Annotated in this window: 22 protein-coding genes; 5 read left to right on the forward strand and 17 right to left on the reverse strand. The window is 70.2% G+C overall.

All coding sequences use genetic code 11. The annotated features are described in order from the left end of the window. Positions 1–38: 38 nt before the first annotated feature. The 4 genes from ACQEWB_RS17530 to ACQEWB_RS17545 all read right to left on the reverse strand — a co-directional run bounded on the left by ACQEWB_RS17530 (position 39) and on the right by ACQEWB_RS17545 (position 1,968). Positions 39–128: a hypothetical protein gene (locus ACQEWB_RS17530; RefSeq protein ID WP_432843865.1), complete on the reverse strand. Its 90-nt coding sequence runs from the start codon at positions 126–128 to the stop codon at positions 39–41. After that, on the reverse strand, positions 95–958 hold the full coding sequence (locus ACQEWB_RS17535; protein WP_432831927.1) for a chaplin: 864 nt from the start codon (positions 956–958) through the stop codon (positions 95–97). Before ACQEWB_RS17535 ends, ACQEWB_RS17530 begins: the two co-directional genes overlap by 34 nt. A gap of 111 nt (positions 959–1,069) precedes the next feature. Beyond that, positions 1,070–1,297: a chaplin gene (locus ACQEWB_RS17540; RefSeq protein WP_432831928.1), complete on the reverse strand. Its 228-nt coding sequence runs from the start codon at positions 1,295–1,297 to the stop codon at positions 1,070–1,072. Between the two features lie 257 nt (positions 1,298–1,554). Continuing rightward, positions 1,555–1,968 carry a rodlin gene (locus ACQEWB_RS17545; RefSeq protein ID WP_432831930.1) on the reverse strand — a complete coding sequence of 138 codons (414 nt, stop codon included), beginning with the start codon at positions 1,966–1,968 and terminating at the stop codon, positions 1,555–1,557. Between the two features lie 192 nt (positions 1,969–2,160). On the opposite strand from ACQEWB_RS17545, the gene ACQEWB_RS17550 reads away from it, so the two are divergent. Both ACQEWB_RS17550 and ACQEWB_RS17555 read left to right on the forward strand, forming a co-directional pair. Then, positions 2,161–2,571, forward strand: a complete 411-nt coding sequence (locus ACQEWB_RS17550) for a rodlin (RefSeq protein ID WP_432831932.1) — start codon at positions 2,161–2,163, stop codon at positions 2,569–2,571. Positions 2,572–2,792: 221 nt separating this feature from the next. Beyond that, positions 2,793–3,191 carry a rodlin gene (locus tag ACQEWB_RS17555; RefSeq protein ID WP_432831934.1) on the forward strand — a complete coding sequence of 133 codons (399 nt, stop codon included), beginning with the start codon at positions 2,793–2,795 and terminating at the stop codon, positions 3,189–3,191. A 72-nt stretch (positions 3,192–3,263) separates the two neighbouring features. Here the strand turns inward: ACQEWB_RS17555 and ACQEWB_RS17560 are convergent, their stop codons facing one another. From ACQEWB_RS17560 to iolC, 10 genes are all read right to left on the reverse strand, one after another. Further along, complete coding sequence (locus tag ACQEWB_RS17560) at positions 3,264–5,183, reverse strand: AMP-dependent synthetase/ligase (protein WP_432831936.1); 1,920 nt, start codon at positions 5,181–5,183, stop codon at positions 3,264–3,266. A 71-nt stretch (positions 5,184–5,254) separates the two neighbouring features. Further along, positions 5,255–6,823 (reverse strand): YfbK domain-containing protein, encoded by a 1,569-nt coding sequence (locus ACQEWB_RS17565; RefSeq protein WP_432831938.1) that lies wholly within the window; start codon positions 6,821–6,823, stop codon positions 5,255–5,257. A 161-nt stretch (positions 6,824–6,984) separates the two neighbouring features. Continuing rightward, positions 6,985–7,854: an ABC transporter permease gene (locus tag ACQEWB_RS17570; protein WP_432831940.1), complete on the reverse strand. Its 870-nt coding sequence runs from the start codon at positions 7,852–7,854 to the stop codon at positions 6,985–6,987. Further along, positions 7,851–10,583: a CocE/NonD family hydrolase gene (locus ACQEWB_RS17575; protein ID WP_432831942.1), complete on the reverse strand. Its 2,733-nt coding sequence runs from the start codon at positions 10,581–10,583 to the stop codon at positions 7,851–7,853. Before ACQEWB_RS17575 ends, ACQEWB_RS17570 begins: the two co-directional genes overlap by 4 nt. A gap of 113 nt (positions 10,584–10,696) precedes the next feature. Continuing rightward, positions 10,697–12,097 (reverse strand): APC family permease, encoded by a 1,401-nt coding sequence (locus ACQEWB_RS17580; RefSeq protein ID WP_432831944.1) that lies wholly within the window; start codon positions 12,095–12,097, stop codon positions 10,697–10,699. 303 nt (positions 12,098–12,400) lie between these two features. Next, positions 12,401–13,903, reverse strand: a complete 1,503-nt coding sequence (gene mmsA, locus ACQEWB_RS17585; RefSeq protein WP_432831945.1) for a CoA-acylating methylmalonate-semialdehyde dehydrogenase — start codon at positions 13,901–13,903, stop codon at positions 12,401–12,403. A 15-nt stretch (positions 13,904–13,918) separates the two neighbouring features. After that, a complete protein-coding gene (gene iolD, locus ACQEWB_RS17590; protein ID WP_432831947.1) occupies positions 13,919–15,805 on the reverse strand; it encodes a 3D-(3,5/4)-trihydroxycyclohexane-1,2-dione acylhydrolase (decyclizing) in 1,887 nt (628 codons plus the stop codon). Then, complete coding sequence (gene iolB, locus ACQEWB_RS17595; RefSeq protein WP_432831949.1) at positions 15,802–16,617, reverse strand: 5-deoxy-glucuronate isomerase; 816 nt, start codon at positions 16,615–16,617, stop codon at positions 15,802–15,804. Before iolB ends, iolD begins: the two co-directional genes overlap by 4 nt. A gap of 7 nt (positions 16,618–16,624) precedes the next feature. Beyond that, positions 16,625–17,524: a Cgl0159 family (beta/alpha)8-fold protein gene (locus ACQEWB_RS17600; protein ID WP_432843867.1), complete on the reverse strand. Its 900-nt coding sequence runs from the start codon at positions 17,522–17,524 to the stop codon at positions 16,625–16,627. A 56-nt stretch (positions 17,525–17,580) separates the two neighbouring features. After that, a complete protein-coding gene (iolC, locus tag ACQEWB_RS17605; RefSeq protein WP_432831951.1) occupies positions 17,581–18,531 on the reverse strand; it encodes a 5-dehydro-2-deoxygluconokinase in 951 nt (316 codons plus the stop codon). A gap of 126 nt (positions 18,532–18,657) precedes the next feature. On the opposite strand from iolC, the gene ACQEWB_RS17610 reads away from it, so the two are divergent. From ACQEWB_RS17610 to ACQEWB_RS17620, 3 genes are all read left to right on the forward strand, one after another. Then, positions 18,658–19,575 carry a sugar phosphate isomerase/epimerase family protein gene (locus tag ACQEWB_RS17610; protein WP_432831953.1) on the forward strand — a complete coding sequence of 306 codons (918 nt, stop codon included), beginning with the start codon at positions 18,658–18,660 and terminating at the stop codon, positions 19,573–19,575. A 107-nt stretch (positions 19,576–19,682) separates the two neighbouring features. Continuing rightward, on the forward strand, positions 19,683–20,672 hold the full coding sequence (locus ACQEWB_RS17615; RefSeq protein ID WP_432831955.1) for a helix-turn-helix domain-containing protein: 990 nt from the start codon (positions 19,683–19,685) through the stop codon (positions 20,670–20,672). A 358-nt stretch (positions 20,673–21,030) separates the two neighbouring features. Next, the gene (locus tag ACQEWB_RS17620) at positions 21,031–21,231 is read left to right on the forward strand and encodes a helix-turn-helix transcriptional regulator (RefSeq protein WP_432831957.1); all 201 of its coding nucleotides are present in this window, start codon (positions 21,031–21,033) and stop codon (positions 21,229–21,231) included. A 117-nt stretch (positions 21,232–21,348) separates the two neighbouring features. On the opposite strand, the gene ACQEWB_RS17625 is transcribed toward ACQEWB_RS17620, so the two are convergent. From ACQEWB_RS17625 to ACQEWB_RS17635, 3 genes are all read right to left on the reverse strand, one after another. Beyond that, a complete protein-coding gene (locus ACQEWB_RS17625; RefSeq protein ID WP_432831959.1) occupies positions 21,349–21,600 on the reverse strand; it encodes an AMP-binding protein in 252 nt (83 codons plus the stop codon). Positions 21,601–21,787: 187 nt separating this feature from the next. After that, entirely contained in the window at positions 21,788–22,831 is a 1,044-nt protein-coding gene (locus ACQEWB_RS17630) for a zinc-dependent alcohol dehydrogenase family protein (RefSeq protein ID WP_432843869.1), read from the reverse strand. Continuing rightward, positions 22,791–25,064, reverse strand: a complete 2,274-nt coding sequence (locus ACQEWB_RS17635; RefSeq protein WP_432831961.1) for an MMPL family transporter — start codon at positions 25,062–25,064, stop codon at positions 22,791–22,793. The genes ACQEWB_RS17630 and ACQEWB_RS17635 overlap by 41 nt, the downstream gene beginning before the upstream one ends. Positions 25,065–25,116: the final 52 nt, after the last annotated feature.

Genomic DNA, 25,116 nt, shown 5'->3' on the forward strand with positions numbered 1-25,116 from the left:
CGGCACCCGTCGCACTGCCTGGCGTACTACCTGGCGTACTACCGATGATCCGCAGCCCGCCGCCCCCGCCGATACAGCACGGCCCCGGCCACGATCATCGCGGCACTGGCACCCGACGCGGCGAGCAGAGCCCCTCCGTCACCGCCGGTGTGCGGCAGCTGCGGAGGTGTGGTCTCTCCGCCACCGGGGGGCGTGCTGTGCCCGCCGCCGGGAGGCGTCGACTCACCACCGCCGGGAGGCGTGGAGTGACCTCCACCGGGAGGCGTGCTCTCACCACCGCCAGGAGGCGTGGAGTGCCCACCACCCGGAGGCGTCGACTCACCACCGCCGGGAGGCGTGGAGTGACCTCCACCGGGAGGCGTCGACTCACCACCGCCAGGAGGCGTGGAGTGCCCACCACCCGGAGGCGTCGACTCACCACCGCCCGGAGGCGTGGAGTGCCCACCACCGGGAGGCGTGCTTTCACCGCCACCCGGAGGGGTGTGCCCGCCGCCGGGCGGCGTGTGCTCACCACCTGGGGGCGTGTGCTCACCGCCGGGGGCGTGTGATCTCCGTACCCGCCGCCTCCGCCGCCGTGGTCGCCGTACCCATGGTCGCCATAGCCGTGATCGCCGTAGCCGTGATCGCCGTAGCCGGTGACGTCCGAGTCGTCGTCATCGCCGTAGCCGTAGTCGTCGTACGACATCTCGTGCGAGCGGTGTTTGCCCGAACCCGAGTCGTGCGCACAGGAGTTGCCGAAGGTCGGGTTGAGCGCGGCGACCACGTCGACCGAGTCACCGCAGGCGTTGACCGGGACGTCGACGGGTACCGCGACGTTGTTGCCGGACAGGACGCCCGGTGAATCCTTGGTGGCCCCGCCCGCGTGCGTGTCGGCGAGTGCGGGGGCGCCGCCGTACAGGGACAGGATGCTCGTCGCGGCGGCCGCCGCGACCATTCCCCTGCTCAGGGTCTGTCGCAATCTCGTTGTCTTCCTGCTTGAAGAAGTGGGAAAAGCCGGCCCTGGAAGGAGACAAGACGTCCAAGGCCGGCCGTGACACAGCCGGGCGGCTGGTGTGTGAGTGCTAAGTCGTCAGTCGTTGACGCACTCGTTGCCGATGGCCGGGTTCAGCAGGCCGATGACGTTGACCGAGTTGCCGCACACGTTGATCGGGATGTGGATCGGAACCTGAACCACGTTGCCCGAGAGGACACCCGGCGAGCCGACAGCGGCACCGTGGGCGTCGGCGTCGGCGAAGGCCGGGGCGGCCACGCCGAGGGCCATGATCATGCCCGCGACGACAGCGGCGGTCTTCTTCATGAACTATCCCTTCTCCGCGGTCACGCCCTACTGCATGACCTGCAGGCTGCAAAACGAGGGATAGACAGCCGAAGAAACTACGGAACGTGAGGCGCGGGATAATTCACTCGAACGCCCCGTGTTGAATTGCCAGTTTGACCCGCAAGGAGCAGAAACGCTTCTCTGGCGGAGTAGAGAAAATCAGGAAAACAGCTCGGGCGGCCCGCCCGAATGAGTAAGGCGGGCCGCCCGGGCGGCTCTTGACGAGGGGTCAGCCGTCAGCTGTCCTTGGCACCGTTCCCGGACAGGACCGGCACGTTGTCGACGATGTGGGACAGCGGCTCGTCACCCTTGGCCTGCGTCGAGTTCTCCGCGCACTGCTGGTTCTGCGGAGCGGAGAGGACCGGGATGTCCTGGACACCGACGTTGGCGATGATGCCGACGACGGACTGCACGTCGGCCTTGGCGGGCAGACCGACACAGAGCTTGTTCGCCGTGCCCTGGACCAGCGAGGCCTGCGGGCTCATGGCGCCCTTGGTCTCGCCGTTGCCGTACACCTGAGCGGCACCGTTGCCGTTGGTGGTGGTGACGCCGCCGTCGTTGCCAATGGCCAGCGCCTGGGGGGCGATCGTCGCCGACACGCCGACGACGGAGACCGCGACCGCCGTAGCAGCCATTGCCTTCTTGAACATTTCTCCGGTCCTTTCCTGACGGAGGCACACATTCCTGCTCCCACCTCAACCGGGGATCCGGGAAATGGTGACGCGACTTCACCCGTCCGGATTTCCATGGGCCATTGGAGTGAACAGGAGCAACCATGCGGGCCGGTGCCAGTTGTTCAGGTCGCTCCGGTGGACGGGGTTACTCCAGAAGGGACCATGCAAGTGATCAAGAAGGTTATGGCTGCTGCGGCGATCGCCGCTTCCGTCGCCGGTGTCTCGGCCGCCACCGCCGCTCCGGCGCTCGCGATCGGCAACGACAACGGTGTCACCACCACCAACGGCAACGGCTCCGAGCAGATCTACGGCAACCAGGCCACCTACGGCAACATGAGCCCGCAGATGGCGCTCATCCAGGGCTCGCTGAACAAGCCCTGTGTCGGCCTGCCGCTCAAGGGCAACGTGCAGTCCGTCGTCGGCCTGGTCAACGTCGGTGTCCAGGACATCCCGATCCTGTCGGCCCCGCAGAACCAGCAGTGTGTCGAGAACTCGACCCAGGCGAAGGGCGACGAGCCGCTGTCGCACATCCTGGACAACATCCCGGTTCTCTCGGGCAACGGCGCCAAGGACAGCTGACCTCCCAGCGCGCGCGGCGGGCCGCCGAGTTCTCGGCGGCCCGTTCGCATGCCTTCATCGCTGCCTGCTTTGCGCGGACGGCTCGCCGGCCCGCCTTCAACATCGTCACTTTTTAGTACGCGATAGGCCGAACGGGGCAAACAGCGCAACCAAACCGGTCGGCGCGGGTTGATCAAAACGCGGCTCTGCAACGGGGTCCGCTCTCCGAAAGGGAACGAAACATGAAGAAGCTGCTGGCCGCCGCGGCCGTCGCTGCCTCCGTCGTCGGTGCCACGGCCGCCCCGGCGATGGCCATCGGCAACGACGACGGCGTCACCACCACCAACGGCAACGGTGCCGTCCAGAAGTACGGCAACCAGGCCACCCACGGCGACATGAGCCCCCAGCTCTCGCTCGTCCAGGGCACGCTCAACAAGCCCTGCATCGGCCTGCCCGCGAAGGTGAACGCCCAGTCCATCCTCGCCCTGGTCAACGTCGGCGTCCAGGACATCCCGGTCCTGTCGGCCCCGCAGAACCAGCAGTGCACCGAGAACTCCACCCAGGCCAAGGGCGACGAGCCGCTGTCGCACATCCTGGACAACATCCCGGTCCTGTCGGGCAACGGCGCCCAGGGCAGCTGACCTCAGCAGCACCGCGGAAGCGGGTCGCCGAGCACCTCGGCGGCCCGCTTTTCCGTGCGCCCGTATGCCGGGCTACTTCTTGTACAGCGCCTCGATCTCGTCCGCGTACACCGCGTGCACGGCATGGCGCTTGACCTTCAGGGACGGGGTCAGCAGCCCGTTCTCCTCGTTGAACTCGCCCTCGACCAGGGCGAACGCGCGGATCGACTCGGCGCGCGAGACGGCCTCGTTGGCGTAGTCCACGGCCTTCTGCACCTCGGCGCGGATGCGGAGGTCCCGTACCACCACGGACATCGGGGTCTCGGCGGGGAGCCTGCGCACGGACAGCCAGTGGGCGACCGCCTCGGGGTCGAGGGTGATCACGGCGGCCACGAAGGGGCGGTTGTCGCCGACGACCAGGCACTGGCCGACCGGTGAGCGACTGCGCATCCGGTCCTCCAGGACGGCCGGGGCGACGTTCTTGCCGCCGGAGGTGACGATGATGTCCTTCTTGCGGCCGGTGATGGTGAGGTAGCCGTCCTCGTCCAGCGCGCCGAGGTCGCCGGTGGCGAACCAGTCGTCCCGGAGTACGGCGTCGGTGGCGGCCGGGTTGTTCCAGTAGGCGCCGAAGACGATGCCGCCCTTGATCAGCACCTCGCCGTCCTCGGCGATACGGACCGCCGTGCCGGGGACCGGCTGGCCGACGGTGCCGGGGCGGGGTTTCAGGGGCGGGACGATGGTGGCGGCGGCGGAGGTCTCGGTCAGGCCGTAGCCCTCGTAGACGATGATCCCCGCGGCGTAGAAGAACAGGTTGAGGTTGCGGTCGAGCGGGGAACCGCCGCTGATCGCGTAGCGCATGCGGCCGCCGAGTTCCTTGCGGACGCGGCGGTAGACCAGCAGGTCGTACAGGGCCCAGGCGGCGTAGAGGGCCGGGGTGGGGCCCTTGCCGGTCTCCAGGAACCTGTTCAGGTACGCCTGTCCGAAGCGGACGCCGATGCGGTCCGCGCGGTCGAAGGAGGCGCCGCGGCCGATCTTCTCGGCGGTCGCGCGGCCGGTGTCGTGGATCTTCTCGAAGAGGTACGGGACGCCGACCAGGAAGGTCGGGCGGAACTCCTTGAGGGCGGGCCGGAGTTCGTCGGGCTTGATGCTCGGGCAGTGGCCGATCTCGATCCGGGCCATCAGACAGGCGATCTGCAGGGTGCGGCCGAGGATGTGGGCGAGCGGGAGGAAGAGGAGGGTGGAGGCGGTCTGGCGGGTGACCTCCTTGAAAATGGGGTGGAGCAGCTCGACCGTGTTGGCGGCCTCGGCGTGCAGGTTGGCGTGGGTGAGGACGCAGCCCTTCGGCTTGCCGGTGGTGCCGGAGGTGTAGCAGATGGTCGCGATGGTGTCGGGGGTGAGGGCGGTACGGCGCTTGGTGACCTCCTCGTCCGGGACGTCCAGGCCGAGTTGGGCGAGGCGGGTGAGGGCGCCGGCGTCCAACTGCCAGATGCGGGGCGGGTCTTGGTGGCGGGCGGTGGCGGTGGTCACCGTGTCCGCGTTCTCGGCGGTCTCGGTCACGACGTAACGGGCGCCCGAGTCGCGGACGATCCACTCGACCTGGTCGGCGGAGGAGGTGGCGTAGACGGGGACGGTCTGGCCGCCGGCCGCCCAGATCGCGAAGTCGAGGACCGTCCACTCGTAGCGGGTGCGGGACATCACGGCGACCCGGCCGCCCGGTTCGAGGCCGGAGGCGATCAACCCCTTGGCGACGGCGGTGACTTCATCGGCGAAGGCCGCGGCGGTGACGGGCTGCCAGGTGCCCTGTTGCTTACGGCGCAGCACCACCGCGTCCGGCGCCTCGGCCGCGTTGGTGTACGGGAGGTCGGCGATGCTGCCGGTGGTGGGCCGCTGCGCCATCGGCGCGGTGCGGGCCTCGCGCACCACGCCGTGCTCGTCCCTGACGACCTCGACCCGGGTGCGGGCCGCCAGGTCGGCGCGCTGTTTCGCCCGTTGCAGATCCTTGCGTACGCCCATGACGGCTCCCAGTCGGCTCTGACAGGCAGGACAACTTACTCGCTGGTAAGGAATCGTCAATGGGGAACGGCTCATTTCATGAGGCTCGCCTCGTCGATGGCCTCGGCGAGGTCGTCGACGTCCTTGTCCTCGGTCCTGTTCGCCAACGCGTGGGCGTGTTCGGCGAGTTCGTCGAGGCCGGGGTTGCCGGGGAGGGAGCCCACGTTGTCGGCCTCGGAGTCGTGGGTGCGCAGGGTGTCGGCGAAGTAGGCGGCCACCGCGGTGACTTGGAAGCGGGTCGGTGCGGTCCAGACGTCGTCGTGCAGGTCGCCGGTCTCCAGCTGGCCGGACTCCTCGTGCGGGGCGCGGCTGTCGGGGTCGAGCCAGCGGACGCTCGCCGTGGCGAGGTGGCCGTCGGCGCCGGGGCGGGTGCGGACGGCGTAGACGGCGGTGACCGTGTGACCTGGGCCGACCTCGCCGCCGTCGACGTTGTCGTCGCGGAAGTCCTCGTCGGCGACCTTGCGGTCCTCGTAGCCGACGAGGTGGAACTCGGCGACCGTCTCGGGGTCGAAGGCGACCTGGGCCTTGGCGTCGCGGGCGGTGAGGTCGATGTTCTGCGGGAGCTGGTCGACGAAGACCTTGCGGGCGTCGGCGTCGTTCGAGACGTAGGCGGTGTGGCCGTCGCCCTTGTCGGCGAGGCGTTCCATCAGGGCGTCGCCGTAGTCGCTGCCGACGCCCACGCCGAAGAGGGTGATGCCGTGGTCGCGGCGCTCGCGCGAGACGCGTTCGAGGATCGAGTCGGCGTCCGTGTCGCCGGTGTTGGCGAGGGCGTCGGAGATGAGCACCACCCGGTTGGTGGCGCCCTCGCGCAGGCCCTCGGCGGCGGTGGCGTACCCCTTGTCGACGCCCGCGCCCAGGTTGGTCGAGTCCTGGGTCTCCAGTTCGTCGATCGCGTCGTGGACCCGGCCGCGGTGGTCGCCGAGGCGGGTCATCGGCAGGACCGTCCTCGCCTTGTCGCTGAAGGTGACCAGGGCGACCGAGTCGTCGTCGTGGAGCTTGTCCGTCATGGTGTCGAGGGACTTCTTCGCGAGGTCGAGGCGGCCGGGTTCGGCCATGGAGCCGGAGACGTCGACGACGAAGGTGAGGGCTGCGGGCGGGCGGTCGTCGGCCGACTCTGCGGCGCGGGTGGCGAGGCCGACTCGGACCAGGGACCAACTGGACCTGTCGGTACGGGCGCCGTCGACGGTGACCGTGAAGCCGTTGCCGTCGGGGCGTTCGTAGTCCTGGCGGAAGCTGTTGACGAACTCCTCCGGGCGGACCGTCGACGGGTCGGGCAGGTGGCCGTCGTTCAGGGCGCGGCGGGCGTAGCCGTAGGAGGCGGTGTCCACGTCGAGGGCGAAGGTGGAGAGGTAGTCGGCGGAGGGTGAGCGGCTCTCGTCGCCGGTGATGCTGCGCTGCCCGTCGGCCGAGGTGGCGTCCGGCGCCGGCGCCGGGAGGCCGCCGGTCCTGTTCGAACGGTCCGCGGAGCTGCTGCTGTTGTCGCTCGCGCTGCACGCCGTGAGGAGCAGGCCACCCGTCGCCGTGAGGGCGAGGAGGGCGGCGCACAGCCGTCGGCGGCGGAGCGGTGTGCCCGGCTCGGGTGTTCGGTCGCGCTGGTCCATCTTCCGTGCCCCCTTTGTCGATTGACGTAGGTCGACGGACGTCGCCGTCTGTGACTGTGACGGCGCGGGGGGCCGGAACGTGCGTGACGGACCGTTGCGGATGGATCTCGAAGCGGCCACGATCATGGCCCGTCGAGACCGGTGGGAGATCCTCCGTTGACCTAGGAGACGATGTCCTTGCGGGCGAAACCGCGGAAGGCCAGGGCGAACAGCACGAGTGCGTACGTTATGGAAATCGCCGTGCCCTGGATCATGCCGGACCACTGAAGATTGGGCTGGACGGCGTCCGCCCACGCGAACTGCCAGTGCGCGGGCAGGAAGTCGCGCCAGTGGCCGAGGGCCGTGACGGCGTCCAGGACGTTGCCGACGATGGTCAGGCCGACCGCGCCGCCGACCGCGCCGAGCGGGGCGTCCGTCTTCGTCGACAGCCAGAACGCCAGGCCCGCGGTGACCAGTTGGGACACGAAGATGTACGCCACGACGATCAGCAGGCGCTGGGCCGCCGTGCCGGAGTCCAGGGAGCCGCCGGTGGGGATCTGGAGGGGGCCCCAGCCATAGGCCGCCGTGCCTACGGCGAGCGCGACCAGCGGCAGCAGGATCATCGCGGCGAGGCTGAGGCCCAGGCCGACGACGAGCTTGGACCACAGGAGGCGGGCGCGTGGGACGGGGGCGGCGAGGAGATAGCGCAGGGAGGACCAGCCGGCCTCCGAGGCGACGGTGTCTCCGCAGAACAGGGCGACGGGGATGACCAGGAGGAAGCCGGCCGACACGAAGAGGTTGACGGCGGCGAAGTTGGCGCCGGAGGCGGTGGCCGTGTCCATCAGGGTGATGGTGTTGTTGCGGCCGTTCGGGGTGCCGCCGATGGCGAAGGCGATCAGCAGGACGAAGGGGAGGGCGGCGAGGATGCCGGCCATGACCAGGGTGCGGCGGCGTTTCAGCTGGCGGGCCAGCTCCACGCGGAGGGGGAGGGTGTGGGTGGGCTTGTAGCCGGAGGCTGTTTCGGTGCGTTCGGTGAGTGTGGTGGTGGTCATGCGGAGCCTCCGATCAGGGTCAGGAAGGCGTCTTCGAGGCGGCGGTGGGGGGTGAGGGAGGCGACTGGGATCTCCAGGCGTACGAGTTCTACTAGGAGGGCAGCTGCGTTTGTGCGCTCTGTGAGTGCCTCGGAGTGTTGTGGTGCGTCTGCGGGTTCGTCGTGGCTTGTCGCGCAGTTCCCCGCGCCCCTGAGGGACGTCGCAGCCAACCGAACCAGCAGGCCGCCGTCGGTTCGGGTTGCCGATTCGACGCCCGGTAGGGTCGCCACCTTTTCCAGCAGCGGGTCTGAGATCTCCGTCGCCAGGCCGACCAGCAGAGTGTCGCCCGAGCCGATGATCTCGCTCACCTGGCCTGCCTGGACCAGGCGGCCTCGGTCCATGACCACCAAGTGGGTGCAGGACTGTTCCACCTCGGCCAGGAGGTGGCTGGAGACGATGACCGTGCGGCCTGCTGCCGCGTAGCGGATCATCACCTCTCGCATTTCGCGGATCTGGGGCGGGTCCAGGCCGTTGGTCGGTTCGTCGAGGATCAGGAGATCCGGGAGGCCGAGCATGGCCTGGGCGATGGCCAGGCGTTGGCGCATGCCCTGGGAGTAGGTGCGGACCGCGCGCGCCAGGGCGTCGCCGAGACCGGCGATCTCCAGGGCCTCCTCCATGTGCGCGTCCTCGGGCGGGCGGCCCGTCGCCTGCCAGTACAGGTCCAGGTTCTCGCGGCCGGAGAGGTGCGGGAGGAAGCCCGCGCCCTCCACGAACGCGCCGACCCGGGACAGGACCGGGGCGCCGGGGCGGATCGCGTGGCCGAAGACGCGGATCTCGCCGGCGTCGGGTTTGATCAGGCCCATCAGCATGCGGAGGGTGGTCGTCTTGCCCGCGCCGTTCGGGCCCAGCAGGCCCAGGACCTGGCCCTTCTCCACGCGGAAGGAGAGGTCCCGGACCGCGTAACGGTCCGCCGACTTCGCGTACCGCTTGCTCAGGTCCGTGATCTGGAGCGGGACTTCGGCGAGGGCCGGGTCGGGGGGCGGGGCCGTGGTCGTGCGGCGGCGGCTGGTCAGGAGGAGGGCCAGGGCGACCAGGGCGCCGGCCAGGGGGAGCCACCAGACCCAGGAGGGCAGTGGGGCGGCCGCGGTCGTCACACCGGGGGCCGTGGGGACCTTCAGGTCGCCCTTGAGGGAGACGGTGTATGTCGCCGGGGCGGCCGGGGAGGCGTAGCCGAGGTCGGTGGAGGCGAGGACCAGGCGCAGGTGGTGGCCCTGCTCCACCTCGTGGTCGATGGCCGGGAGGGTGAGGGTGACGTCCTTGCCGGCCTTCGCGCCCTCGATGCGGACGGGGGCGACCAGTTGGGAGGGCAGTACCGGGGTCGTGCCGACGGATCCGACGTCGTACACCTTGGCGAACAGGACGGCGTCGTCGGTCGTGGACTTCACGTGGACCGTGACCGTCGGCGAGCCGGTGATGCGCAGGCCGCGGGTGAGCGGGGCCGAGTCGAACTGGGCGTACTGGCCGGGGAAGTCGAGCGAGACGCCGACGCCGAGCGAGGACAGCTGGGCGAGGCCGCCGCCGCCGAGGCCGGGCAGGGCGGAGACGGCGGGTGGGCTGGCGCCGGGCGGGTTGGCGAAGTCCTGTTCGCGGCCGGCGAGGGCGAAGGACTTCACGCCGCTCTCCAGGCCCGGGTAGGTGCCGTCGCTCGCGCCGCGCAGCAGGGCCGCGCCGTCGGTGGAGTCGACGCCTCCGGTGCGGGTGATGCGGAAGGCCGGGCCGGTGTCGGTGGCCTTGTCGTCCTTGAGGTAGCGGTCGAACCAGGACTGCACGCGTGACTGGACGCGGCTGGTCTCCAGGTCGCCGCCGTCATGCCCGCCGGCGATCCAGTCGACGTCGACGGGGGCGCCGTTGGCGCGGATCGCCTTCGCGGCCGCGTCCGCCTGGCCGAGCGGGAAGAGGGAGTCGGTCTGGCCCTGGATCAGGAGTGTGGGCACCTTGATGCGGTCGCCGACGGCCGACGGAGAGCGGGACTCCAGCTCCGCGCGTGCGGCGGCATCCGGTTTGCCCGACTCGGCGACGCGCTCGTACATCCGGCACAGCTGCGGTTCGAACTTGTCGCAGCCGCCACCGGAGTTGATGAAGATGCCGGCCCACAGCTTCTTGAACACGCCGTTCGGGAACAGGGCGTCGGCGAGGTTCCAGTAGGTGATCGCCGGGGCGATGGCGTCCACGCGGTGGTCGTAGCCGGCCGCGAGGAGGGAGATCGCGCCGCCGTACGAGGCACCGGCGACGCCCACGCGCGGGTCGCCGGGCTTGTCGAGCTGGACCTGGGGCTGCTCGGCGAGCCAGTCGATGAGCTTGGAGACGTCCTCGACCTCGCCCTTGGGGTCGTTCAGGCCGATCTTCCCGGTGGACCTGCCGAAGCCGCGGGCGGACCAGGTGAGGACCGCGTAGCCGTCTCTGGCCAGGTCCTGGGCCTCCTCGCGAACGTCGTCCTTGGTGCCGCCGAAGCCGTGGGCGAGGAGGACGGCGGGCCTGCGGCCGCTTGAGCCGGACGTGAAGTACGAGGTGTCGATGTGCACGCCGTCGATGGCCATGACTCGGTCCGTCCGGTGCACCGGGGCCTTGCCGTCCGAGGCGACGGCCGTCCACGTCCCCGCGCCCGCGAGTACGACGACGGCGGCCCCGGCGGCCAGCAGCCTCCGGGGCCTCCGCAGCAGCCCTCGCAGACGGGGCAGTCGAAGATCCATGCATCAACGGTACGGGCCGCCACCGACAACCGATGCAGCCCCCGGGTTGAACCCCCGGACCTCCCACGGGCGTACGGACCACTCGGCACGTACACCAGGCGCGGTAGGAAGAGCTATGCCTGGGCGTCCTCGGGGATCGACACCAGCCAGCGCGTCTCGCGGCGCGGGCGGAGATACAGGGCCCAGTACAGGGTCGCCGCCGCCGTGATGCCGCCCGTCCACAGGAGGTAGCTCGTCTCCTGCTGGCTGAGGATGTACGCCAGGACAGCGATCAGCACGATCGGCATCGCCGGCCACAGGGGCATGCGCCACGCGGGGGTGTGCTTGTGGGTGCCGCGGCGGGAGAGGAGGGCCGCCACCGCCACCAGGAGGTACATGCCCGTCACCGAGACGCCTGTGACGCCGTAGAGGGTGTCGAGGTTGACGAAGCACAGGAGGGCGCCGGGGACGCCCACCGCGAGGGTGGCGACCCAGGGGGAGCCGAAGCGGCCGAGTTTCGAGAAGACGTTGTTGACCGGCTGGGGCCAGGCCTTGTCGCGGGCCGAGGCGAACAGGACGCGGGAGTTCTGGATGACCATGACGATGCCCGCGTTGATGATCGCGAGGGCCACGCAGAGGCTGACGAAGGTGCCGACCGCGGAGTTGGACCAGGCGGTGACCATGGAGCTGATGTCGCCGCCGGTGAGGGTGGCGAGGTCCGAGGCGCCCATGGTGATCGCGACCACCGGGACCAGGATGATCACCGTGGAGATGGCGAGGGTGGCCAGGACGGTACGGGCGACGTTGCGGCGCGGGTGCTCCAGTTCCTCGGAGAGGTAGACCGCGGTCGAGAAGCCCTGGGTGACGAAGAGGGCGATCGCCAGGCCGGAGACGACCAGCATGGCGGTGACCGTGTCCGTGTGGCCGTTCGAGCCGGTCACCTGCATCGAGGTGAGGCTGCCGAGGCCGCGCTCGCTGTGCGCGAAGCCCAGGACCGCGACCACGCCCGCCGCGATGACCTCCAGGACCAGGAAGATGCCGGTGATCCAGGCGTTGGCGCGCAGGTCGAGCAGGCCCGCGAGGGTCGCCAGGAGCATCACGCCGGCGCCCGCGATCGACGGGTCGAGGTGCACGACCGGGGCGAGGTAGTCCGCCGTGCCCATCGCGATCACCGGCGGGACGATCATCACGACCAGGAGGGAGAGGACGAAGACGAGCCAGCCGGCGAGGCGGCCGGCCATCGTCGAGACCATGGCGTACTCGCCGCCCGCGCTGGGGATGAGGGTGCCCAGCTCCGAGTAGCAGAACGCCACGGCGATACAGAGGAGGGAGCCGATGGCGATCGTCAGGGCGGTGGCGGTGCCGAGGGAGCCGAACAGGTCCGGGACGACCACGAACAGCGTGGAGGCGGGCGTCACGCACGAGAGGGTCAGCAGGGTCCCGCCGACCACCCCGATGGAGCGCTTGAGCTTCTGGGGACTGCTGTCCGCTGCCTCTGCGACGTCGGTGGCGACAGGGCGGAGCGTGTCGGTCATGCGGCTGGGTCCGATCGACTCGTGGAACTGAGGGTGAGGCTCGGGAGCGCTATCGCCTCCGGCGGATCGCGTTCTGGGTGTCTTCGTCCGCTCCCGGCGCTTGAATGGAACCCCGACGAAAACCGGTGCGTCAATGGCCTTTGGTCTTCGGAATTCGTTGCCGAAAGGCCCTTTCCCGCGCGTTAACGTTGCGTCAAGGCCAACAACGAGCGACTTTCGGGGGTGCGGTAACCGCAGCGCGGGGGCATAAAAAAATGGGGCCGTCCGTATATCGGACGGCCCCGTCAGGGCATCAGGTCACGCTCAGTGGTTGCGCGGAAAGCCCAGGTCGACGCCGGAGGGGGCGTCCGCCGGGTCGGGCCAGCGGGTGGTGACGACCTTGCCGCGGGTGTAGAAGTGCGTGCCGTCGTTGCCGTAGATGTGGTGGTCGCCGAAGAGCGAGTCCTTCCAGCCGCCGAAGCTGTGGTAGCCGACGGGGACCGGGATCGGGACGTTCACGCCGACCATGCCGGCCTCGACCTCCAGCTGGAAGCGGCGGGCGGCGCCGCCGTCCCGGGTGAAGATCGCGGTGCCGTTGCCGAAGGGGGAGGCGTTGATCAGCGCCAGGCCCTCCTCGTAGGTGTCGACGCGCAGGACGGTCAGGACGGGGCCGAAGATCTCGTCCTGGTAGGCCTTCGCCGAGGTCGGGACCTTGTCGAGCAGCGAGATGCCGATCCAGTGGCCGTCCTCGAAGCCCTCGACCGTGTAACCGGTGCCGTCCAGGACGACCTCGCAGCCCTCGGCGGCGGCACCGGAGACGTAGGAGGCCACCTTGTCGCGGTGCACCTTCGTGATCAGCGGGCCCATCTCGGAGGCCGGGTCGTTGCCCGGGCCGATCTTGATCTTCTCGGCGCGCTCGCGGATCTTGTCGACCAGCTCGTCGCCGATGGAGCCGACCGCGACCACGGCCGAGATGGCCATGCAGCGCTCGCCCGCGGAGCCGTAGGCCGCGGAGACCGCCGCGTCGGCGGCCGCGTCCAGGTCGGCGTCCGGGAGGACCAGCATGTGGTTCTTGGCACCGCCCAGCGCCTGCACACGCTTGTGGTTGGCGGCAGCCGTGGTGTGGATGTAGCGGGCGATCGGGGTCGAGCCGACGAAGGAGACCGCCTTGACGTCCGGGTGCTCCAGCAGGCGGTCCACGGCCACCTTGTCACCGTGTACAACGTTGAAGACACCGTCCGGCAGACCCGCCTCGGCAAGCAGCTCGGCAATCTTGATCGACGCCGACGGGTCCTTCTCCGACGGCTTGAGCACGAAGGTGTTGCCGGTCGCGATGGCGATCGGGAACATCCACATCGGGACCATCGCCGGGAAGTTGAACGGCGTGATACCCGCCACCACACCCAGCGGCTGGCGGATGGACGAGACGTCCACCCGGCTGGCCACCTCGGTCGACAGCTCGCCCTTCAGCTGCACGGTGATCCCGCAGGCCAGATCCACGATCTCCAGGCCGCGCGCGACCTCGCCCAGCGCGTCGGAGTGCACCTTGCCGTGCTCGGCGGTGATCAGCTCGGCGATCGCGTCCCGGTTCGCCTCCAACAGCGCCCGGAACCTGAAGAGGATGGTGGTCCGCTTGGCGAGCGAGGAGGTGCCCCAGGAGGCGAAGGCGTCCTTGGCGGCCTGTACCGCCGAGTCCACCTCCTCCACCGAGGCGAACGCGACGTTCGTGGTGACCGCGCCGGTCGCCGGGTCGGTGACCGGCCCGTAGTTCCCCGACGCGCCTTCGACGGTCTTGCCGCCGATCCAGTGGTTGACGATCTTCGTCATGCCCAGTTACTCCTTTTACAGATGGCGGCGTCGGGTAGAGACGTGCCGTTCGTACAGCTCACGTGCCTTGACCGCCGACGGTCGGGTCGCGGTCTCGGCCACAGGTACATCCCACCAGGCCTGCGCCGGTGGCGGGCCCGACACAGTGTCGGCCGTTTCGGTCTCGACGTAGACACATGTGGGCGTGTCGGTCGCGCGGGCCTCGGCGAGCGCCTCGCGCAGGTCCGAGACGGTCTTCGCGCGCAGCACCCGCATGCCCAGGCTGGCCGCGTTGGCGGCGAGATCCACGGGCAGTGGGGCACCGGTGTACGTGCCGTCGTCGGACTGGTAGCGGTAGGCGGTGCCGAAGCGCTCGCCGCCGACCGACTCGGACAGCCCGCCGATGGACGCGTACCCGTGGTTCTGGATCAGCAGGACCTTGATCGCGATGCCCTCCTGCACGGCGGTCACGATCTCGGTCGGCATCATCAGGTAGGTGCCGTCGCCGACCAGCGCCCAGACATTGCGCTCGGGGGCGGCCAGCTTCACGCCGATCGCGGCCGGGATCTCGTAGCCCATGCAGGAGTAGCCGTACTCCAGGTGGTACTGGTCCCGCGAGCGCGCCCGCCACAGCTTGTGCAGGTCGCCGGGGAGGGAACCGGCCGCGTTGATGATGATGTCGCTCTCGTCCACCAGGGCGTCGAGGGCGCCCAGCACCTGCGGCTGCGTCGGGCGTACGTCCGGTTCGTCGGCCTCGTAACAGGCGTCGACGCGCTGCTCCCAGCGCTCCTTGTCCTCCGTGTACTCGGCGACATAGGAGGCGTCGACCCGGTGCTCGTGAACCTCCAGCGCCTGGGTCAGCTCGGCGAGGCCGCTGCGCGCGTCCGCGATCAGCGGCGCCCCGGCCAGCTTGTGGCCGTCGAAGGGCGCGATGTTGAGGTTGAGGAAGCGGACTCCGTCGCCGGTGAACAGGGTGCCGGAGGCGGTGGTGAAGTCGGTGTACCTCGTCCCCACCCCGATCACCAGGTCGGCGGTGCGGGCGAGTTCGTTCGCGGTCGCCGTGCCGGTGTGCCCGATCCCGCCGACGTCCTGGGCGTGGTCGTGCCGCAGGGAGCCCTTGCCGGCCTGGGTGGAGGCGACGGGTATCCCGGTGGTCTCCGCGAACTCGGCGAGGACCTCCTCGGCCCGGCTGTGGTGGACGCCGCCGCCCGCGACGACCAGCGGCCGCCGCGCGTCCCTGATCGCCCGCACGGCCTCGGCGAGTTCGGCCGGATCGGCACCTGGACGTCGTACCGCCCAAGTGCGCTCGGCGAAGAACTCGTCCGGCCAGTCGTGGGCCTCGGCCTGAACGTCCTGTGGCAGAGCCAGAGTCACGGCGCCGGTCTCGACGGGGTCGGTCAACACCCGCATCGCCTGGAGGGCCGAAGGGATCAGCTGCTCGGGGCGGTTGATCCGGTCGAAGTACCTCGACACCGGGCGCAGGCTGTCGTTGACCGACACGTCGCCGGCGTACGGGACTTCGAGCTGCTGGAGGACCGGGTCGGCGGGGCGGGTGGCGAAGACGTCGCCGGGGAGGAGCAGGACCGGGAGGTGGTTGATCGTGGCGAGGGCGGCGCCCGTGACGAGGTTGGTGGCGCCCGGGCCGATGGAGGTCGTCACCGCGTGGGCGGAGAGGCGGCCCGACTGTCGCGCGTAGCCGACTGCCGCGTGGACCATGGACTGTTCGTTGCGGCCCTGGTGGTACGGCATGACATCCGCGTACTCGATGAGCGCCTGGCCGATGCCCGCCACGTTGCCGTGGCCGAAGATGCCCCAGGTGGCGTCGATCAACCGCCGCCGTACGCCGTCGCGTTCGGTGTACTGGGCGGACAGGAAGCGGACGAGCGCCTGCGCGACCGTGAGCCTCGTCGTCGAGGTCGTCATCGGTAACCCTCCGTGTGGTCCGGGTGGAAGCAGATCCGCCACTCCCGCGTCTCACCCGGTCCCGCCATGACGTTCAGGTAGTACATGTCGTGGCCGGGCTGGGCGATGGACGGGCCGTGCCATCCGTCGGGGACGAGGACGGCGTCGCCGGAGCGGACCTCGGCGAGGACGTCGGATCCGCCCTCACGGGAGGGAGATACGCGCTGATAGCCGAAACCGTTCGGGCCGTCGACCTCGAAGTAGTAGATCTCCTCCAACTCGGCTTCCACGCCCGGCCGGTGCTCGTCGTGCTTGTGCGGCGGATACGAGGACCAGTTGCCGCCAGGGGTGATGACCTCGACGGCGATCAGCTTGGCGCAGTCGAAGGCGTCGGCAGAGGCGAAGTTGCGGACGTGCCGCAACTGCGTGCCGCTGCCGCGCTCTTCGACGGGGACCTCCGGCGCGGGGCCGTAGCGGGCGGGGAGTCGTCGCTCGCACTTCGCTCCTGCCAGGGCGAAGCGGCCTCCCGCGCCGGAGGCGATCTGGACCTGGGTGTCCCGGGGTGCGTACGCGAAGTCGGTGACCGACGCGAACACGCTTTCCCTGCCCAGGAGTTGGAACCGTTCATCCGCTATTTGCACGGTACATCCGCCTTCCAGCGGAAGCACGATCCACTCGCTGTCACCGGTGGTGAAGGTGTGGGTGCCGTCCGGCCCCAGCTCGACGACGCGCAGACTCGAGTACTCCCAGCCGGCCTTCTTGGGGTCGACGTCGAGCACGTAGTTGGCGTCGGTGGTGGCGCCTCGCGGAATGTACAGCTCCGTACTGCTCATGCGGCCCTCACAGCAGTCCTACGGCGGTGTCCACGGCGGCGGCCACGTCGCCGTCCGCCGGGTACAGCAGCGAACGTCCGACCACCAGGCCGCGCACGGTGGGGAGTTGGAGGGCGCCGCGCCACTTCTCGTACGCGCCGTCCTGGTCGTCACCGACCTCGCCGCCCAGCAGCACGGCGGGGAGGGTGGACGTCTCCATGACCTCAGCCATGTCGTCGGGGTTCTCGGTGACGGGGAGCTTCAGCCAGGTGTAGGCGGAGGTGCCGCCCAACCCGCTGGCGATGGCGATGGACTTGGTGACGGCCTCGGCGGAGAGGTCGTTCTTCAGCTTGCCCTCGTCGGTGCGGCGGCTGATGAACGGCTCGACGAACAGGGGGAGTCTGCGCGCGGCCATGTCGTCGATGGCGCGGGCGGTGGACTCCAGGGTGGTGAGGGAGCCCGGGTCGTCGTAGTCGATACGGACGAGCAGCTTGCCGGCGTCGAAGCCGAACCGCTCGATGTCCTCGGCGCGGTGGCCGGTGAAGCGGTCGTCGAGTTCGAAGCTGGCGCCCTGGAGGCCGCCGCGGTTCATGGAGCCCATGACGACCTTGCCGTCCAGGGCGCCGAGCAGCAGCAGGTCGTCGAGGATGTCGGCGGTCGCGAGGACGCCGTCCACGCCGGGGCGGGAGAGCGCCAGGCAGAGGCGTTCCAGCAGGTCGGCGCGGTTGGCCATGGCGAACTTGCGGTCGCCGACGCCGAGCGCGCCGCGGGCCGGGTGGTCGGCGGCGACGATCATCAGGCGGCCGGAGTCGCCGAGCAGCGGTCTGCGGGTGCGGCGGGCGGCGGCCTCGGCGACGGCCTCGGGGCGCTGGGCGCGCAGGCGGACCAGTTCACCGACGTCGACGCTCTTCGGCGCCGTGGGCGTCACGGCCGTATCCGTGCCGCCCGTCTCGTCGTCCCCGGCCCCGTGGACCCGGCCGGCCCTCACAGGACCGCTCCGGCCTTGAGGGCGGCTTCGATCTCGTCCGGGGTCGGCATCGCGGAGGAGCACTCCAGGCGGGAGGCGACGATCGCGCCGGCCGCGTTGGCGTGCCGCATGATCGTCTCGATGTCCCAGCCCTCCAGGAGGCCGTTGCAGAGGGAGCCGCCGAAGGCGTCGCCGGCGCCGAGGCCGTTGAGGACGTTCACCGGAAGGGGTGGCACCTCGGCCGACTCGCCCTTGCTGTTGACGGCGAGGACGCCCTTGGGGCCCTGCTTGACGACCGCGAGCTCGACACCGGCGTCCAGCAGCGCCTGCGCCGCGGCCTGCGGTTCGCGGACACCAGTCGCGACCTCCACCTCGTCGAGGTTGCCGACCGCGACGGTGGTGTGGCGCAGGGCCTCGGTGTAGAAGGGGCGGGCCGAGTCCGGGTCCCGCCAGAACATCGGGCGCCAGTCGAGGTCGAAGACCGTCGTGCCGGCCTTGGCCCGGTGGGCGAGGGCCGCGAGCGTCGCCGTACGGCTGGGCTCCTCGCTCAGGCCGGTGCCGGTGACCCAGAAGATACGGGCGTCCCGGACGGCGTCGAGGTCCAGCTCGTGGGCGTCGATCTCCAGGTCCGGGGCCTTGGGCTGCCGGTAGAAGTACAGCGGGAAGTCGTCCGGCGGGAAGATCTCGCAGAAGGTGACCGGGGTGGGCAGGCCCGGGACCGGGGTGACCCAGCGGTCGTCCACGCCGAAGCCCTGGAGGGCCTCGTGCAGGTAGGCGCCGAAGGGGTCGTCGCCGGTGCGGGTGATGACCGCGGTGCGGCGGCCGAGGCGGGCCGCGGCGACCGCGACGTTGCTGGCCGAGCCGCCGAGGAACTTGCCGAAGCTCGTCACCTGCGGCAATGGGACACCGGTCTGGAGCGGATACAGGTCCACCCCGATCCGTCCCATGGTGATCAGGTCGTACGCCATCGACTTCCCTTCGTTACGGCTCTCCCCCGCGTTTGTAGTCCCGAGCCCCGAGCCCTGTCAATGTTTTGTCCAGACATTCGGACGAGACCTTGACAGCGCTTACCGCTGCCGCGGAGGCTGGCCGCCATGAACGCACCCGCGCCCCAGTCCTCACTGTCCCGCATCCGGATCGGGTCGGCTCCCGACTCCTGGGGTGTGTGGTTCCCCGACGATCCCCAGCAGGTCCCCTGGCAGCGGTTCCTCGACGAGGTGGCCGGCTCCGGGTACGAGTGGATCGAGCTTGGCCCTTACGGGTACCTGCCGACGGATCCCGCGGTGCTGACCGAGGAGGTCACGCGCCGGGGGCTGAAGGTGTCGGCCGGGACCGTCTTCACGGGGCTGCACCACGGCGAGTCCGTGTGGGACAAGACGTGGGCGCACGTCGCCGACAACGCGGTGCTCGCGCAGGCCATGGGGGCGAAGCATCTGGTCGTGATCCCGTCGTTCTGGCGGGACGACAAGACGGGCGAGGTGCTGGAGTCCGACACGCTGACGCCGGAGCAGTGGCGCAATCTCAGCTCGCTGACCGAGCGGCTGGGGCAGCGGGTGCAGGAGGAGTACGGCCTTCAGATCGTCGTCCACCCGCACGCGGACACGCACATCGACAGCGAGGAGAACGTCGTACGGTTCCTGGACGCGACGGATTCCTCGCTCGTGTCGCTGTGTCTGGACACGGGGCACTACGCGTACTGCGGTGGGGACAGCGTCAAGCTGATCGAGACGTACGGGTCCCGGATCGGGTATCTGCATCTGAAGCAGGTGGATCCGGAGATCCTGGCGGACGTGCGGGCGAAGGGAACGCCGTTCGGGCCCGCTGTTGCGCAGGGTGTGATGTGTGAGCCGCCTGCCGGTGTGCCCGCGTTGGGGCCCGTGCTGGAGGCTGCGGGGCGGCTGGACGTGGATCTGTTCGCGATCGTCGAGCAGGACATGTATCCCTGTGCGCCGGACAAGCCGTTGCCGATTGCTCAGCGGACTCGGGCGTTTTTGAGGTCCTGCGGGGCGTAGTTCGGCTGCGGGTGCGTGGGGGCTTGTCGCGCCCGCGCGGCGGAGCCGCAAATTGATACTGTCCCGCGCCCCTAGGCGCCTCCCTGTGGGCGTAGGACTATAAGTGCATGTCGGAAGCTGTGCGACGCAGGTCGGGACAAGGGGCCTGGGGGTCCTGGGAGACCGTGCTTGCCCGGCCCGATCCTCGGTTGCGGCCCGGCGTGATCAGTTATCGCGGGCTGCGGCTCCGCCTGGACCGGCCCCGGCGGCGGTTGGAGGCTCCCATCGGGGCCGCGACCCTGTTGCTCGGGTTCGAGGAGCCGGTCACTGTCACCCGCATGGGTCGGCCCCCGGCGACTCTCGTGTCCGTGTTCGCCGGGCCCACGACCACCCCCGCGCTCGGCGAACACAATGGGCGGTTGTCGGGGATCGAGGTGTTGATGACTCCCTGGGCGTCCTTCGGGCTCTTCGGGACTCCCTTGTACGAGGTCATCGACCGGACCATCGATCCCGATGATCTGCCCCATGCACTGGGGACCCGGCGGAACAGCAGTGTCCGTGAACTCTCCACGGCGCTCGCCTCCCTGCCCACCTGGGAGCAGCGGTTCGGGCTGCTCGATGACGTGTTGGTGCGGTGGTCCGAGGCCGGGACCCCCAGTTCGGGGCGCGTGGTGGCCGCCTGGTCGGAACTCGTACGGACCTGGGGTGCCGTTCCGGTGCGGTCGCTCGCCGATGAAGTGGGGTGGAGCGTACGGCAGTTGGAGAACCGGTTCCGGGAGCAGATCGGACTGGGGCCGAAGGTCGCGGCCCGGGTGCTGCGGTTGCAGCGGGCGCGGCGGCTGCTGGCGGCGGGGCACGGGCAGGCGGAGACCGCGGCCATGTGCGGGTTCTACGACCAGGCTCATCTCAGCGGGGAGTTCCGCACGATGACCGGCTGCACCCCGCGCGAGTTCACCATGGCCCGGGGTGTCGCGCCGGTCTCGCAGCCCGGGGTGCCGGCCGCCGACCGGATGGCAGGGGAGGCCACGAGCCTCTTGCTCACGTCTGCCCGGAGTGCGGTTTTCTCCAAGACCGGCCGGGTGCGGTCCGTGCACGCTGATCGTCGTCCGGCCGGTTGATCCCCGGACAGCGGTCTCCCACGGCCACAGCACAGCCAAGGGGGGCGGGGGAGCCGGTGGGCCGGGCCCGGCGCAGCGGGTCCGGCCCACCTCGCCGGACCGTCTCGCCTTGAATGTCAACGCGCCGCGCCTTTGAGCCCGCGTACGCCCTTGCTGCACTCGTGTCACAAACGCCCCCCTTGTGTCACACATGTCGCGTGTACGCGGGTCCTGCGTCACACCCCGTGCACAGGCCCTGACCTGCCCTCACTCTCCGTCGTTCACGGGGCACACGCTTTGTGATCGCCAGCGCAGCGCCCGGCTCCCCCGACGGCCACCCCCCGGCCGCCCCCGCGGTGCGCGCAGGGAGGTGCAGCCCATGACCGACCGACGGCTCTGGTCCTACAAGGAGATCGCGGCGCACATCAAGGTGCAGCCCGACACCGTGCGCTCCTACCGCAAGCACGGGCTGCTGCCCCCGCCCGACCACGTCGAGGGCGGCAAGCCCTTCTGGTACGCCGACACCGTGCGGAAGTGGGTGGCGTCCCGGCCTGGCAACCGCGGGCGCAGAGAGGACTGACGAGGATTCGGACGAGGACGACTTCGGGTGCCTGTGCGCTGCGGCGCCGGCACCCGTTCGTCATGGGTGCTCTGTGGATCGGGCGGCCCGGGGCCGGGTCGAGTACGGCGGCCGCGCTCACGGCGAGCGGGAAGAAGCAGGAGTTCCCGATGCCGTCTGCGAAGAAGAGCTTGGCGACGGAGAAGCAGCGGTCCTCGGGCGCGGGCCGAGGACCTGTTCGCCGTAGTGCTCGGCGACGAAGCGGATGCAGGTGTGCCGGTGCATGGCGGCCTTGGGGGTGCCGGTGGTGCCGGAGGTGTAGAGCCACAGGGCCGGGGAGTCCAGGCCAGCGCGGGGATCGTCGGGCAGTCCCGGCCCGAACGGGAGCACGAGGAGACCTGCGAGAAGCTGCGCGGGGGCGCGGCGCATCTGGTGCCGGCGGCAGTGCCAGTGCCGGCGTCGGTGCCCTCGCGGCGCCGGGTCCGCGGGGTGGAAGTCGCCGATCCGGATGGGGCATCCGACCTGGAGGAGACGTCCGACCCGGTCTCCAGGTGACGGTCGCGACGGCGAGTCGACCTCAGGCCCAGGGTTCGATGACCGTCACCCCCGCTCCAGGTGCCGTGCCCATCGCGGCCAGCGCGGTGGGGGTCGCGTCCAGGGTGATGGTGGAGGTGACCAGCAGGTCCGGTCGCAGTACGCCCGCCCGTACCAGCTCCAGCATCGCCGGGTAGGTGTGCGCCGCCATTCCGTGGCTGCCCAGGATCTCCAGCTCCAGGGCGATCGCGCGGGCCATGGGGACGGGGGTCGTGCCGTCCGCCGACGGGAGCAGGCCCACCTGGACGTGCCGGCCCCTTCTGCGCAGGCCGTTCACGGAGGCGGTGCAGGTGATCGGCGACCCCAGGGCGTCCAGCGACAAGTGGGCGCCGCCGCCGGTCAGTTCGAGGATCGCCGCGGCCGTGTCCGGCGTCCGCGACGCGTCCACGCACTCCGTCGCGCCGAACTTCCGCGCCAGGTCCAGGGCTTGGGGTGACACGTCGACGGCCACCACCCTCGCGCCGGACGCGGCGGCGATCATCACGGCGGAGAGGCCTACGCCGCCGCAGCCGTGCACCGCGACCCACTCGCCTGCGGCGGCCCTGCCCTGCTGGACCACCGCCCTGAACGCCGTTGCGAAACGGCAGCCCAGGGAGGCGGCGGTGGCGTAGGACATGCCGTCCGGGATCGCGACCAGGTTCACGTCGGCATGGTCCAGTGCCACGTACTGGGCGAAGGAACCCCAGTGGGTGAAGCCGGGCTGTGTCTGCTGTTCGCAGATCTGGTGGTTGCCGGAGGCGCATGTCGCGCAGGTGCCGCAGGCGCAGACGAAGGGGACGGTCACTCGGTCGCCGGGGTGCCAGTTGCCTACGCCTGGGCCGACGGACTCGACTGTGCCTGCGAGTTCGTGGCCGGGGACGTGCGGGAGGGTGATGTCGGGGTCGTGGCCCTGCCAGCCGTGCCAGTCGCTTCGGCAGAGGCCGGTGGCTTCTACGCGGACAACCACGCCGTGGGTGGGTGGGTGAGGGTCGGTGACTTCTCGTACCTCAGCCGGTTCGCCGTATTGTTCGAAGACCACCGCTCGCATCTGCCATCCCATCGCCGTTTTCGTCTGCGGGTTCGTCGTGGCTGGTCGCGCAGTTCCCCGCGCCCCTGAAGGGGCGCTCCTGCTCACCCTCGCTCAGACCGAACCGCTCGTGGAACCTGCGCAGCGGGCCCGGCGCCCACCAAGTCGCCCTGCCCGTCAGGCGCATCACCGCCGGTACCAACAAGCTCCGTACGATCATCGCGTCCATCAGGACCGCCAGGGCTATGCCCAGGCCCAGCATCTTGGTGTTGGTGACCCGGGACGTGCCTATCGCCACCATCACCACCGCCAGGATCACCGCCGCCGCCGTGATCAGGCCGCCCGTGCGTTGCAGGCCGTGGCGGACCGCCTCGTTGTGGTCACCCGTGCTGTCGTACTCCTCCTTGATGCGGGAGAGCAGGAAGACGCCGTAGTCCATGGAGAGGCCGAAGGCCACGCAGAACATCAGGACCGGGAGGGTCGTCTCGATCGAGCCGGGGCTGGTGAAGCCCAGGAGGGAGGAGAGGTGGCCGTCCTGGAAGACCCAGACCACGGCGCCGAACATCGCCGTCAGGCTGAGGGCGTTCAGGACCACCGCCTGGATCGGGATCAGGACGCTGCCGGTCAGGAGGAAGACCAGGATCAGGGTGACGATCGCTATGAAGGCGGCCGCCCAGGGGAGGCGTTCCCCTATCGCGTGCTTGGAGTCGACCAGGACCGCCGCCGTGCCGGTCACCTTGGTGTCGAAGGGGGCGTCGGTGGTGCGCAGTTCGCCGACCAGGTGCTGGGCCGTGTCGTCCACCGACTCGCCCTTCGGGAGGACCGTGAAGTAGGCCGCGTCTCCCTTCACCAGCGGGCCGTCCACGCGGAGGACTCCGGGCAGGGCCGCTATCCGGTTCTTGTAGGTCGCGTACTGCGCCTGGGTCGCCTTTCCTTCCGCCAGTACTTCGAGGCCGCCGCCCGGGTTGCCGGGGAAGCCGTCGCGGATGTGCTGCTGGACCACGTGCGACTGGGCGGTGGAGGGCAGTTGGCGGTCGTCTGCGGTGCCGAACTTAACGCCCAGGAAGGGTAGGCCCAGGACGATCAGGACCGTCGTCGTCGCCACCGCGAAGAACGGGGCCCGGCGCATCACCAGGGTGGCCATGCGCGCCCAGGTCGTGCCCTCCTCGCCGGAGGTCCTGGGCGGGCGGCCGCGGCGGAACAGGCGGCGCAGGTCGAGGGAGTCGACCCGGTGGCCGAGGAGGACCAGGGCGGCGGGGAGGAGGACGAGCGCGGCTGCCGCGGCCAGCAGGACGACCGCTATACCCGCGTACGCGAAGGAGCGCAGGAAGTACTGCGGGAAGAGCAGCATCGCGGCGAGGGAGACCGCGACGGTCAGGGCCGAGAAGAGGACCGTGCGGCCGGCCGTGCGGAGGGTGGTGCCGACGGCCGTCAACGGGTCGGACCCTGTGGTCAGTTCCTCTCGGAAGCGGCGGACGATGAAGAGCGCGTAGTCGATGGCCAGGCCCAGGCCCAGGGCCGTGGTCAGGTTGATCGCGAAGACCGAGACGTCCGTGAACTCGGTGAGGCCGCGCAGGACCGCGTTCGTGCCGATGATCGCGACGATGCCGATGCCCAGCGGGAGCAGGGCCGCGATCGCCGAGCCGAAGACCATCACGAGCAGTACGAGGGTCACCGGGAGGGCGATCATCTCGGCCTTGGCCAGGTCCTCCTTGATGATCGTCTGCATGTCGTGGCGCACCGCGACCAGGCCGCCGACCCTGACCTCCACCGGGCCGTGGGTGCCCCGGTAGTGCGGGGCGATGCGGTCCAGGGTGTCGGCCGCCGCCTTCTCGTCTCCCGAGATGTGCGCCGCTATCAGCGCCTCGTGACCGTCCTTCGCGCGCAGCTCGGGCGACTTGGACCGCCAGTAGGAGCCGACGCCCGTCACGCCCTTCTCGCCGGCCAGCCGAGCGGTCAGGCGCTCGGCCTCGGCCGCGACCCCGGGGGCGTCGACCGAGGAGTCGCCCGAGTCGACCAGGAGCAGGAGGTTCGGCTGGGAGGCCGGGAACTCGCGCTCCAGGGCCTTGGTCGCGTACGTCGACTGGGCGGCCGGGTCCTCCCAGCCGCCGCTGCCGAGACGGTCGGCGACTCCGCTGCCGGCCATCACGGCGAGTGCCGTGATGAGCAGGGCCAGGAGCAGGGACAGTCGCGGGCGGGCCGTGACGAAGCGGGTCCAGCCTCCGGGCCTCGGGGGCTTGTTGACTTCGGTCATCCTGCGGTGTCCCCTTCTTCGTGGCACCATGAAAGTGCAAATACGAGAGATC

This window comes from Streptomyces sp. CA-249302 (assembly GCF_050936785.1).
Lineage (GTDB): Bacteria > Actinomycetota > Actinomycetes > Streptomycetales > Streptomycetaceae > Streptomyces.

Bases quoted from the DNA above. Each gene is read 5' to 3' on its own strand.
- ACQEWB_RS17570 (WP_432831940.1), bottom strand. From the start codon at position 7,854: ATGACCACCACCACACTCACCGAACGCACCGAAACAGCCTCCGGCTAC.
- ACQEWB_RS17630 (WP_432843869.1), bottom strand. From the start codon at position 22,831: ATGCGAGCGGTGGTCTTCGAACAATACGGCGAACCGGCTGAGGTACGA.
- mmsA (WP_432831945.1), bottom strand. From the start codon at position 13,903: ATGACGAAGATCGTCAACCACTGGATCGGCGGCAAGACCGTCGAAGGC.
- ACQEWB_RS17575 (WP_432831942.1), bottom strand. From the start codon at position 10,583: ATGGATCTTCGACTGCCCCGTCTGCGAGGGCTGCTGCGGAGGCCCCGG.
- ACQEWB_RS17540 (WP_432831928.1), bottom strand. From the start codon at position 1,297: ATGAAGAAGACCGCCGCTGTCGTCGCGGGCATGATCATGGCCCTCGGC.
- iolD (WP_432831947.1), bottom strand. From the start codon at position 15,805: ATGACGACCTCGACGACGAGGCTCACGGTCGCGCAGGCGCTCGTCCGC.
- ACQEWB_RS17555 (WP_432831934.1), top strand. From the start codon at position 2,793: ATGAAGAAGCTGCTGGCCGCCGCGGCCGTCGCTGCCTCCGTCGTCGGT.
- iolC (WP_432831951.1), bottom strand. From the start codon at position 18,531: ATGGCGTACGACCTGATCACCATGGGACGGATCGGGGTGGACCTGTAT.
- ACQEWB_RS17635 (WP_432831961.1), bottom strand. From the start codon at position 25,064: ATGACCGAAGTCAACAAGCCCCCGAGGCCCGGAGGCTGGACCCGCTTC.
- ACQEWB_RS17580 (WP_432831944.1), bottom strand. From the start codon at position 12,097: ATGACCGACACGCTCCGCCCTGTCGCCACCGACGTCGCAGAGGCAGCG.
- ACQEWB_RS17560 (WP_432831936.1), bottom strand. From the start codon at position 5,183: ATGGGCGTACGCAAGGATCTGCAACGGGCGAAACAGCGCGCCGACCTG.
- iolB (WP_432831949.1), bottom strand. From the start codon at position 16,617: ATGAGCAGTACGGAGCTGTACATTCCGCGAGGCGCCACCACCGACGCC.
- ACQEWB_RS17610 (WP_432831953.1), top strand. From the start codon at position 18,658: ATGAACGCACCCGCGCCCCAGTCCTCACTGTCCCGCATCCGGATCGGG.
- ACQEWB_RS17545 (WP_432831930.1), bottom strand. From the start codon at position 1,968: ATGTTCAAGAAGGCAATGGCTGCTACGGCGGTCGCGGTCTCCGTCGTC.
- ACQEWB_RS17615 (WP_432831955.1), top strand. From the start codon at position 19,683: ATGTCGGAAGCTGTGCGACGCAGGTCGGGACAAGGGGCCTGGGGGTCC.
- ACQEWB_RS17565 (WP_432831938.1), bottom strand. From the start codon at position 6,823: ATGGACCAGCGCGACCGAACACCCGAGCCGGGCACACCGCTCCGCCGC.
- ACQEWB_RS17620 (WP_432831957.1), top strand. From the start codon at position 21,031: ATGACCGACCGACGGCTCTGGTCCTACAAGGAGATCGCGGCGCACATC.